Below are 9,803 nucleotides of genomic sequence, written 5' to 3'. Positions count from 1 at the left end.
GGAGAACTGGTGGGCGGTGGTGGTCGAGCAGCACTGGGACGGTCTGCTCTGAGCACCCGGTAGCGTCCGGGGCCTCCGCCGTCGGCCCGCCGCCGTCCGCACCGGGCGAACGGGCAGGCGGCGCACCACCCCGGCGGGCAGTGCCCCGCGCGCTCCCGGATCACCCGTGTGCGTGCTGTCGTCGCAGCTCAGCGGGTTGCCACTGTGGATCGCATGACTCCTGCACCAGAGAGCACTCCTGACGCACGATCCGGTCGGGTGCCGGCCGGGACCGCGAGCCTGCGCCCGGTCGCGGTCTCCGCCCTGATCGGCACCACGATCGAGTACTACGACTTCTTCATCTACGGCACGGCCGTCGCGCTGGTCTTCGGCAAGGTCTTCTTCCCCGAACTCGGCCGCGCCGGTGGGCTGATGGCGTCCTTCTCGGTGTACTCGGTGGCCTTCGTCGGGCGTCCGCTGGGCGCGCTGCTGTTCGGCCACTTCGGCGACCGGCTGGGCCGCAAGGCGACCCTGGTGGCCTCGCTGCTGCTGATGGGCGTCTCGACGGTGGCCGTCGGCCTGCTGCCCGGCTACGGGACGTGGGGGATCTGGGCGCCGGCGGTGCTGGTGCTGCTGCGGGCGTGCCAGGGCGTCGGTCTGGGCGGGGAGTGGGGCGGCGCGGCCCTGCTGCTCGCCGAGAACGCCCCGCCCGAGCGGCGCGGACGGTACGGCGCGTACCTGCAACTCGGTCCCTGCCTGGGCTTCTTCGCCGCCACCGGGGTGTTCCTGCTGCTCTCGGAGACGTTGAGCGAGCAGGCGTTCGACAGCTGGGGCTGGCGGGTGCCGTTCCTCGCCTCGATCGGGCTGGTCGCGGTCGGCCTGTTCGTCCGGCTGCGGGTCACCGAGACGCCGGTCTTCGCGCAGGAGGCCGAGCGCGCCAAGGCACCGGCCGTCGAGGTGCTGCGCGACCACGGCCGCACGGTGCTGCTCGCGGGCGGCTCGATCATGGTCGGGTACGCGCTGTTCTACCTGGCGACCACCTACTCGCTGGCCTACGCCACCGAGCAGTTGGGCGTCGACCGGGGTCTGGTGCTGACCCTGCTGCTGGCGGGTTCGGTGCTCAAGGGCGGGGCTGCCTGGTACTGCGCTGGGCGCAGCGACCGCTGGGGCCGGCGCCGGATGCTGCAACTGGCCACCGTGCTGGCGATCGGCTGGTCGCTGCTGCTCTTCCCGCTGCTGGAGACGGCGCGCCCGCCGCTGCTGGCGCTGGGCGTGGTCGGTGCGATGGTGGTGCTCGGCTGCCTGCTCGGGCCGGTGGCGGCGTACCTGCCGGAGCTGTTCCCGACCCGGGTGCGGTACACCGGGGCCTCGCTCGCGTACAACGTCGGCGGGGTGGTCGGCGGGGCGACGGCGCCCCTGGTGGCGACCCGGCTCACCGGGGCGTACGGCACGGCGGAGCCGGTCGGCTGGTACCTGGCCGGGATCGGGGTGGTGTCACTGCTCTGCCTGTGCGGGTTGGTGGAGACCCGCGGCGGCGATCTGCGCGCGCGCAGCCGCCGCCTGCTGCCGGGCTGACGGCCGCCCCGAGCGGTGCGGCCGCCCCGAGCGGTGCGGGCGCTGCGGGGCTGGCCGGGCATCCGGGTGCCCGGCCGCCCCGCAGCGCCCGGGGTGGCCGACGTGCTGTCAGAGGCCGAGTGCGGCGCGGCCGGCGACCAGGACGGCAGCCTGCTTGGCGACGCGCTCGCCCAGGTGCTCGGCGGTGGCGATGTCGGCCTTGTGAACGCCCTCCGGGCCCTGGTCGTTGTTGCTCTGGGCGGCGGCGCCGAGGAAGAAGCCGAGACGGTTGATGTCGTCCTCGGAGGCGGTGGTGCTGTTCCAGCCCGGGTGCAGGCCGAGGCCGATCCACTGCATGCCGTGCTGGGCGGCGAGGACGCTGAAGAACTGCAGGGTGTGCAGCTTGTCGCCGCTCTTGGAGGCGGAGTTGGTGAAGCCGGCCGCCAGCTTGTCCTTCCAGGCCAGGGTGAACCAGCGCTTGGAGGTGGCCTCGGCGAAGGTGTGGAAGGCGCCCGAGGCGGTGCCCATGTAGGTCGGCGCGCCGAAGACGATCGCGTCGGCGGCGTCCAGCTGGGCCCACTGCTCCTCGGTGATGGTGTCCACGGCTATCCGGACGACCTCGGCCCCGCCGGCGGCGGCACCGCGGGCAACGGCCTCGGCGAGGACTGCGGTGTGGCCGTAGCCGGAGTGGTAGGCGATGGCGATGGTGGTCATGGCGGGGTGACTCCTGTGGCGTCGGTGCGGGAGGGCCGAGGGAGGTGGTGCCGTCCCCCTCGGCCTGACGGTCTCCAACATAGACCAGGTCTCCATTGGTTACCAAGTCTGCTTTGGAGACCGGCGGCGTACCCTGGACCGCATGGCCCCTGAGCAGCAGCATCCCGAGCACGACGTCTTCGCCGCCTTCTGTCCGAGCCGGAACGTCTTCGCCGAACTCGCGGACAAGTGGTCGCTCCTCCTCCTGCTCAGCCTGCACAAGTTGGGCGAACAGCGGTTCTCCGAACTGCAGCGGTCGGTGCTCGGGGTGAGCCGCAAGATGCTCACCCAGACCCTGCGCGAGCTCGAACGGAACGGGCTGGTGCGCCGCACCGTCCACCCCGAGACGCCGCCGAGGGTGGTCTACGGCCTGCTGCCGCTGGGGCACTCGCTCGCCGAGCGGGTGGCGCCGGTCGCCGAGTGGGTGGAGGACCACAGCGGCTCCGTGCTGGAGGCCCGCGCGGAGTTCGACCGCACCCGCTGCCCCTCGTCCGGCTGCTGAGGCCCCCGCCGGACGGTGCGGGCCACGGCCGATTTCACTTTCGGGCCGATGACCGGGTAATGTCTTCCTCGTTCGAGCGGGACGGAAAAGCCCGCGGGACAGGCCCCTATAGCTCAGTCGGTAGAGCGTCTCCATGGTAAGGAGAAGGTCTGCGGTTCGATTCCGCATGGGGGCTCAGCAGAGGACGAAGGCCCCCGCCGCAAGGCGGGGGCCTTCGTCGTTCCACGGCGCCCGCGTTGCCCGCGGCAGGCAGGCGGCCTAGCGGTCCCGGCGGGGTATGCGCTGTGATGGTGCGTCATTGGCGGTCGGCCGTGCGGACGGTTCCGCGGGCGGGCCGGACGGGGACTGGGAGGGCGCCATGGGCGTTCGGCTCGTGGTGGTCGACGACCACCGGCTGCTGGCGGAGGCGCTGGCGACGGCCCTGCAACTGCGCGGGCACCGCGTGCTCGCGATCGGCTCGCCGTCCCGGACGGTCGGTGAACTGATCGTCGGGCGCCGCCCCGAGGTCTGCCTGCTCGGCGTGGCGGGGCCGGGCGAGCCGGACGCCTTCGATCCGGTGCGACGACTGCGCCGGGAGCGCCCCGAGATCTCCGTGGTGGTCCTCGGGCCGGTCGGGGAACCGGGCCGGGTCGCCACCGCGTTCGCCGCCGGAGCCGCCGGGTACGTCCGCAGCGACGAGCGGATCGAGGTCGTGGAGCGGGCCATCACCCGGGTCAGGGCGGGCGAGGCGGCCGTGGCCGTGGACGTCCTGCAGGGGGCCTTCGAACGGCTGCTCCGGCCGATGGCGGAGCCGGACGACGACGCGCTGCGGCTGCTGCGGCTGCTGACCCGCCGTGAGGTCCAGGTGCTGCTGCGGATCGCCGAGGGCGAGGACACCGCCGCCATCGCCGCGGGGATGGGCATCGCCCCCAGTACCGCCCGCACCCACGTCCAGCGGGTCCTGATGAAGCTCGGCGCCCGCACCCGCCTCGAAGCCACCGCCGTCGCCGCCCGCACCGGCCTCCTCGACCGGGCTCCCCGGGTCTGAGCTGCCGGGTCTGAGCTGCCGGGCCTGAGCTGCCGGGCCTGAGCCGTCGGCGGTGCGCAGCCCTGCGGCCCGCCGGGGAGCGCTGGGGGCGCGGGCGGCCGGTTCCGTGACCGGGCGCGCGCCGCGCACCGGGCCCCGCGCACCCGGTTCCGCGCGCCGTGCTTCCGATTCCATGCGCCCCGGGCGACTGCGCGGATGTTGACTCATGGTGGATTCTGTTGGAATGTGTTTCCCGCCGCGCGACGGGGGAGGACGAGGGCGTGAAGAAGGCCACGACCGAGCTCGCGGACGGCCGCGCGCTCGTCCACTTCGACGCGGACGCCGCCGCCCGGGACGCCACCGACCTGCGTCCGACCCGTCGCCCCCCGTACGGGTGGTCCTCGCGGGCGAGCACCGGACGGCCTTCGTCCGTACGCCGCCCGCCGGTCGTGCGAGTGCCGCCTCCACCCCGACCGCCGGGCCGCCGGGCCGAGCCCGAACGCGCAGAGTTTCCCCGGCTTCACCTCGAATTGCCGCATCGTTTTGACCGGCTCTTCATCCAGGAGGGCCACACTGCCCCGGTCGCACCGACGCCGTACATCGCGGCCCGGCGCCAGACGCACACCCGTGGGGGTGACGAACTGGCGCTTCAGCCGGAGCTGTTCGCGATCCGGCGTACGGTGGGCAAACTCAAGTTCCTGGCCGGGGTCGAATCCGGAACGGACACGTTCATCAACGACGTGTCGCCCGAGGTGGCGGCACAGTGCCTGCGGGAGGTCGCATCGTGAACAAGTACCTGGTGACGGGCGGGGCGGGGTACGTCGGCAGCGTGGTCGCCTGCCACCTGCTGGAGGCTGGCCACCAGGTCACCGTGCTCGACGACCTCTCCACCGGCTTCCTGGGCGGCGTACCGTCGGGCGCCGAGTTCGTCCGGGGCCGGATCCAGGACGCCGCCGAGGTGCTGGACGACTCGTACGACGCGGTGCTGCACTTCGCCGCCTCCTCGCAGGTCGGCGAGTCGGTCGCGGACCCGGAGAAGTACTGGCGCAACAACGTGGCCGGTTCGCTCGAACTGGTCAGCGCGATGCGCAAGTCGGGCGTCCGCAAGCTGGTCTTCTCCTCCACCGCCGCCGTCTACGGCGAACCCGAGGCCGTCCCGATCTCCGAGACCAGCCGCACCTCCCCGACCAACACCTACGGCGCCACCAAGCTCGCCGTGGACCACCTGATCGCGAGCGAGTGCGCCGCGCACGGCCTGGCCGCCGTCAGCCTGCGGTACTTCAACGTGGCCGGGGCGTACGGTTCCTACGGCGAGCGGCACGAGCCCGAGTCGCACCTGATCCCGCTGGTCTTCCAGGCCGCCCTCGGCCGGCGCCCGCACATCGCCGTCTACGGCGACGACTACCCGACTCCCGACGGCACCTGCATCCGCGACTACATCCACGTCGCCGACCTCGCCGAGGCCCACCTGCTGGCCCTCGAGGCCGCCGCACCGGGCGAGCACCTGATCTGCAACCTCGGCAACGGCAGCGGTTTCTCGGTCCGCGAGGTGATCGAGTCGGTCCGCCGGGTGACCGGCCGTGAGATCCCGGTCGTCACCGCCGACCGCCGCCCCGGCGACCCCGCCGTACTGGTCGCCTCCGCGGAGCGGGCACACCGGCTGCTGGGCTGGCGTCCCAACCGCCCGCAGCTGGACGACATCGTCGCCGACGCCTGGGCCTTCTCCCTGGCGCAGGACGGCGCGGGCGCGTGACCGCAGGCCGTGGACGAGGGGAACCGTGTCCGGCCCCGCCACCGTGACCCGCCCCACCGTCTGGCGCCGCCCCGCTGCCTGGCGCCGCCCCGCCGCCGTGACCCGCTCCGCTGCCTGGCGCCGCACGGGCGCCCGGCGGTGCCGGGCGGGTCGCCCTGATCGGTGACGCACCGACGCTGGCGACGGCCTGGCGCGCCCGTACCGCGAGCAGGGCGACGGCCGGACGGCCGAGCCGCAGGCGTGACCTGACACCCGATCAGCAGGCCCGGGACCGGCTCTGGTTCAGTGCATTCGGACGTCGGGCAAGGGCGGGGCCGAAACTTCACCAAACTTCCGCCGAGCCGCCCCCCACGCCGTACGCTGAGTGCGGTACCGGTGGGGGTCGGGCGCCTGAGCAGGGGGGTACGACGATGGGGCGGATCCGGGTCCTGGTGGTCGACGACCACCGCATCTTCGCCGAAGCGCTGGCGGCCACGCTCGCCGCCGAACCGGACGTCGAGGTCGGCGCGGCCGGCAGCGCGATCGCGGCCGAGCGCGCCCTGGAGCGTGCCGCCGCCGAGGGCCGGGCCTTCGACGTCGTCCTGATCGACGCCGACCTGGCGCCGGTCGGCCCGCCGCCGCGTCGGCCGCGTTCGCTCGCCGAGCCCGAGCCGTCGCCGGGCGGCAGACGGCTCCCCTCCGTCGCGGCCGGCCGGCGCCCGCCCGGGCTGCCGCCGAGCACACCGCACCGCGTCCCGCTCCCCTCGGGCGGCGGCCACGGACCGGCCACCCTGGCGGGTGACGGACTGGCCCTGCTCGCCCGCGCCTGCCGCACCCACCCTGCGCTCCGGGCGATCGTGCTCGCCACCGAGGACGATCCGAGCCGGGCGGTGCGCGCCCTGCAGTCCGGGGCCTGCGGCTGGGTCGCCAAGGACAGTTCGCTGCCCCGGCTGATGGCGGTGATCCGGGGTGTCCTGCGGGACGAGACCCATCTGCCACCGGCCCTGCTGACCGGGGTGGTGCGGGAGCTGACCTCCGCGCGGCGTGACCGGACGGAGAGCGAGCGGCTGGTGGAGACGCTGACGCCCAGGGAGGAGGAGGTGCTCCGGTGCATGGTGGCCGGGCTCGGCCGCCAGGCGGTGGCCGAGCGGCTCTACCTCTCTCCGCACACCGTCCGCACCCACATGCAGAACGTCCTGGGCAAACTGGGCGTCCACTCCACCCTCGCCGCCGTGGCGGTCGCCCGCCGGGCAGGCGTCAGCCCCTCCGAACCGCCCCTCCCCGCCGCCAACCTCTAGACCCGCCGTGACCTGCCCGTCCCGGGCCGTCCCGGGCCTTCCCGGGCAAGGGGCAATCCCCCCAGGGGCACGGGGAACCGCGCGGAACGGGGGGTGACTGCCTTCAGCCGGGCCGGAGGGTCAGGTGCACCTCGTGACCTCGGGGTGGGGCGGTACAGCTTTTTGTCCGGGGACGGTGTGGTGCCGGTGTCTTCCGGCTCGCGCAGTTCCCCGCGCCCCTGACGTGCCGTCCCTTGCGCGCAGGCGGTCGGGCCGTGCCCCCGGCTGTTGCCGGAGGCTACCCCGCGCTGTCGAAGGGGGCGACCAGTTGCCGCAGCAGGGTGGCGAGGTCGTGCTGCTGGCCGCTGCTGAGTTCGGCGAGCAGGGCGCGCTCGTGGGCGAGGAGCCCGGCGAGCGCCTGGTCGGCGCGGTCGCGGCCGTCGTCGGTGAGCCGGACCAGGACGCCGCGTCGGTCGTCCGGGTCGGGCAGGCGCTTGACCAGGCCCTTTCCGGTCAGCCGGTCGATCCGGTTGGTCATCGTGCCGGATGTCACCAGGGTCTGGGTGAGCAGCTGGCCGGGGGAGAGCTGGTACGGGGCACCGGCCCGGCGGAGCGCGGTCAGGACGTCGAACTCCCACGGTTCGAGACCGTGCTCGGCGAAGGCGGTGCGGCGGGCGCGGTCGAGGTGCCGCGCGAGCCGGCTGACCCGGCTGAGCACCTCCAGCGGCCCGACGTCGAGGTCGGGGCGCTCACGGCGCCATGCTGCGACCAGGCGGTCGACCTCGTCCTCCATGTGGATCAGTGTATCGGTGGGTGTGTCGATATGAAGCCTCTTGACATCAAGATGAACACTCCCGACGTCGAGAAGCCTCGAAGCGGCGTCGACGACACCTGCCGTTTCCGGTCCACCGGGCGCCTACTGCTTGCGGTCGCCGACCAGTTTGGGGTGGCGTTCCAGGCCCTCCAGACCGTGCCAGGCGAGGTTGACCAGGTGGGCGGCGACCTCGGCCTTCCCCGGCTTGCGGACCTCCAGCCACCACTGGCCGGTCAGCGCGACCATGCCGACCAGCATCTGGGAGTACATCGGGGCCAGCCGCGGGTCGAAGCCGCGGGCCTTGAACTCCAGGCCCAGGATGTCCTCGACCTGGGTGGCGATGTCGCTGATCAGTGAGGCGAAGGTGCCGGTGGACTGGGCCACCGGGGAGTCCCGGACGAGGATCTTGAAGCCGTCGGTGGAGGTGTCGATGTAGTCCATCAGGGCGAAGGCGGCCTGTTCCAGCAGCTCGCGCGAGTGCCCCCCGGTGAGTGCCCCGGTGACCATGTCGAGCAGCAGCTGCATCTCGCGGTCGACCACGACCGCGTACAGCCCCTCCTTGCCCCCGAAGTGCTCGTAGACCACGGGCTTGGAGACTCCGGCCCGTTCGGCGATCTCCTCGACCGAGGTGCCGTCGTAGCCGCGTTCCGCGAAGACCGAACGGCCGATGTCCAGCAACTGCTCGCGGCGCTGCTTGCCGGTCATCCGGACCCGGCCCTTCGCCGTGCGGGCGGGTGCAGCGGAGCGCGTACGGGTGGCCTCGGGGCGGGCGGCCCCCGCTCCTGAGGTCCGGTGGTGGCCGCCTGCGCTGTCTCCGTTGCTCCCGTTCACCCCTACATCATGCTGCAGGGAGCGGCTCATACCCCAGCTCGATTCGTCGGCCCCTGCCGCTGCGCCCGTTCACGCGGCACGGCGGGCGGCGATCCGCTCCGGGTCGGGCCAGCGCACGTCACGGGCCCAACCGGCCTGCTCGAACCAGCGGATCAGCCGGGCCGAGGAGTCGATCTGGCCGCGCAGGACGCCGTGCCGGGCGGAGGTGGGATCGGCGTGGTGCAGGTTGTGCCACGACTCGCCGCAGGAGAGCACGGCCAGCCACCAGACGTTCCCGGAGCGGTCGCGGGACCTGAACGGGCGGGCGCCGATCGCGTGGCAGATGGAGTTGATGGACCAGGTGACGTGGTGCAGCAGGGCGATCCGGACCAGCGAGCCCCAGAAGAAGGCGGTCAGCGCGCCCTGCCAGGACAGCGAGAGCAGCCCGCCGGCCAGTGGGGGGAGCAGCACGGAGACGGTGGTCCAGAGCCAGAACAGCCGGGAGATCCGCCGCATGACCGGGTCGCGGACCAGGTCGGGCGCGTACTTGAGCTGCGGGGTCTGCTCCTGGTCGAACAGCCAGCCGGTGTGCGCCCACCACAGGCCCTTGAGCAGGGCCGGGACGGTCTCGCCGAAGCGCCAGGGCGAGTGCGGGTCGCCCTCCTTGTCGCTGAAGCGGTGGTGGCGGCGGTGGTCGGCCACCCAGCGGACCAGCGGGCCCTCGACGGCCAGGCTCCCGGCGACGGCCAGGGCGATCCGCAGCGGGCGGTTGGCCTTGAAGGAGCTGTGGGTGAAGTAGCGGTGGAAGCCGACGGTGACGCCGTGGCAGGTGAGGAAGTACATCACCGTGGTGATCGCCAGGTCCCGCCAGCCGAGCCCCCGGCCCCAGGCGACCGGTGCGGCCGCGAGCAGGGCCAGGAACGGCACTCCGATGAAGAGCGCGAGCGCGATCCGTTCGGCGGGCCCCTGCCGCTCGCCGCCTCTGGTGGCCGAGAGCCGGGTGGCGGCGGTGGCCTCGGCCGGTTCCGGGGGTGCTTCGCTGGCCTGCATGGTCATGGGTGCGGTCCTTGTGGGAGCAGCAAAACCTACGTGACCGTAACCTACGGCATCGTAGGTAGCGCGGTCCGGCTGTGGCCGACGTGTCGCGGTGCGAGCCGGGGCCGGAGTGGGCACGGGGAGTGCCGGGCTCTTTGCGAATGGTGGTGGATGCCCGGGCCCGAACCCCGTAGGCTGTGGACCGCGCTGTCCCGCGGTGGACGGCGAGGTACCGTCCGTCCCGGATCGTCTAAGGGCAGGACAGCTGGTTTTGGTCCAGCTTATGGGGGTTCGAATCCTCCTCCGGGAGCACACTGTGCAGCCCCCGGCCGAGCGCAGAG

At 73.2% G+C, this 9,803-nt stretch carries 10 protein-coding genes and 2 tRNA genes; 8 read left to right on the top strand and 4 right to left on the bottom strand.

The annotated features are described in order from the left end of the window. The first annotated feature begins 258 nt into the window (after nucleotides 1-258). Entirely contained in the window at nucleotides 259-1,554 is a 1,296-nt protein-coding gene (locus tag ACFC1R_RS34645; RefSeq protein ID WP_375945572.1) for an MFS transporter, read from the top strand. A gap of 108 nt (nucleotides 1,555-1,662) precedes the next feature. Here the strand turns inward: ACFC1R_RS34645 and ACFC1R_RS34640 are convergent, their stop codons facing one another. Continuing rightward, entirely contained in the window at nucleotides 1,663-2,247 is a 585-nt protein-coding gene (locus ACFC1R_RS34640) for a flavodoxin family protein (RefSeq protein ID WP_375945570.1), read from the bottom strand. 142 nt (nucleotides 2,248-2,389) lie between these two features. Here ACFC1R_RS34640 and ACFC1R_RS34635 point away from each other — a divergent pair, with 142 nt between their 5' ends. The 6 genes from ACFC1R_RS34635 (at nucleotide 2,390) to ACFC1R_RS34610 (ending at nucleotide 6,824) form a co-directional block, all read left to right on the top strand. Further along, nucleotides 2,390-2,788 carry a winged helix-turn-helix transcriptional regulator gene (locus tag ACFC1R_RS34635; RefSeq protein ID WP_375945568.1) on the top strand — a complete coding sequence of 133 codons (399 nt, stop codon included), beginning with the start codon at nucleotides 2,390-2,392 and terminating at the stop codon, nucleotides 2,786-2,788. Nucleotides 2,789-2,890: 102 nt separating this feature from the next. Further along, nucleotides 2,891-2,963: transfer RNA gene (locus ACFC1R_RS34630), tRNA-Thr, on the top strand. A gap of 183 nt (nucleotides 2,964-3,146) precedes the next feature. Continuing rightward, nucleotides 3,147-3,815, top strand: a complete 669-nt coding sequence (locus ACFC1R_RS34625; RefSeq protein ID WP_375945566.1) for a LuxR C-terminal-related transcriptional regulator — start codon at nucleotides 3,147-3,149, stop codon at nucleotides 3,813-3,815. A gap of 434 nt (nucleotides 3,816-4,249) precedes the next feature. After that, on the top strand, nucleotides 4,250-4,582 hold the full coding sequence (locus ACFC1R_RS34620) for a hypothetical protein (RefSeq protein WP_375945564.1): 333 nt from the start codon (nucleotides 4,250-4,252) through the stop codon (nucleotides 4,580-4,582). Continuing rightward, nucleotides 4,576-5,547 carry a UDP-glucose 4-epimerase GalE gene (galE, locus tag ACFC1R_RS34615; protein WP_375945578.1) on the top strand — a complete coding sequence of 324 codons (972 nt, stop codon included), beginning with the start codon at nucleotides 4,576-4,578 and terminating at the stop codon, nucleotides 5,545-5,547. Before ACFC1R_RS34620 ends, galE begins: the two co-directional genes overlap by 7 nt. Nucleotides 5,548-5,957: 410 nt before the next feature. After that, entirely contained in the window at nucleotides 5,958-6,824 is an 867-nt protein-coding gene (locus ACFC1R_RS34610) for a LuxR C-terminal-related transcriptional regulator (protein ID WP_375945562.1), read from the top strand. 277 nt (nucleotides 6,825-7,101) lie between these two features. On the opposite strand, the gene ACFC1R_RS34605 is transcribed toward ACFC1R_RS34610, so the two are convergent. The 3 genes from ACFC1R_RS34605 to ACFC1R_RS34595 all read right to left on the bottom strand — a co-directional run bounded on the left by ACFC1R_RS34605 (nucleotide 7,102) and on the right by ACFC1R_RS34595 (nucleotide 9,483). After that, a complete protein-coding gene (locus tag ACFC1R_RS34605; RefSeq protein ID WP_045305638.1) occupies nucleotides 7,102-7,596 on the bottom strand; it encodes a MarR family winged helix-turn-helix transcriptional regulator in 495 nt (164 codons plus the stop codon). A gap of 123 nt (nucleotides 7,597-7,719) precedes the next feature. After that, the gene (locus ACFC1R_RS34600; RefSeq protein WP_375945576.1) at nucleotides 7,720-8,466 is read right to left on the bottom strand and encodes a TetR family transcriptional regulator; all 747 of its coding nucleotides are present in this window, start codon (nucleotides 8,464-8,466) and stop codon (nucleotides 7,720-7,722) included. A 51-nt stretch (nucleotides 8,467-8,517) separates the two neighbouring features. After that, nucleotides 8,518-9,483 carry an acyl-CoA desaturase gene (locus ACFC1R_RS34595; protein WP_375945560.1) on the bottom strand — a complete coding sequence of 322 codons (966 nt, stop codon included), beginning with the start codon at nucleotides 9,481-9,483 and terminating at the stop codon, nucleotides 8,518-8,520. Between the two features lie 218 nt (nucleotides 9,484-9,701). On the opposite strand from ACFC1R_RS34595, the gene ACFC1R_RS34590 reads away from it, so the two are divergent. Beyond that, a tRNA-Gln gene (locus ACFC1R_RS34590) sits at nucleotides 9,702-9,772 on the top strand. The last annotated feature ends 31 nt before the right edge of the window (nucleotides 9,773-9,803 follow it).

It is taken from the genome of Kitasatospora sp. NPDC056138, assembly GCF_042264695.1.
GTDB lineage: Bacteria > Actinomycetota > Actinomycetes > Streptomycetales > Streptomycetaceae > Kitasatospora.
The sequence above is the reverse complement of the archived record's forward strand: the minus strand, read 5'-3'. Positions and strand labels throughout refer to the sequence as shown.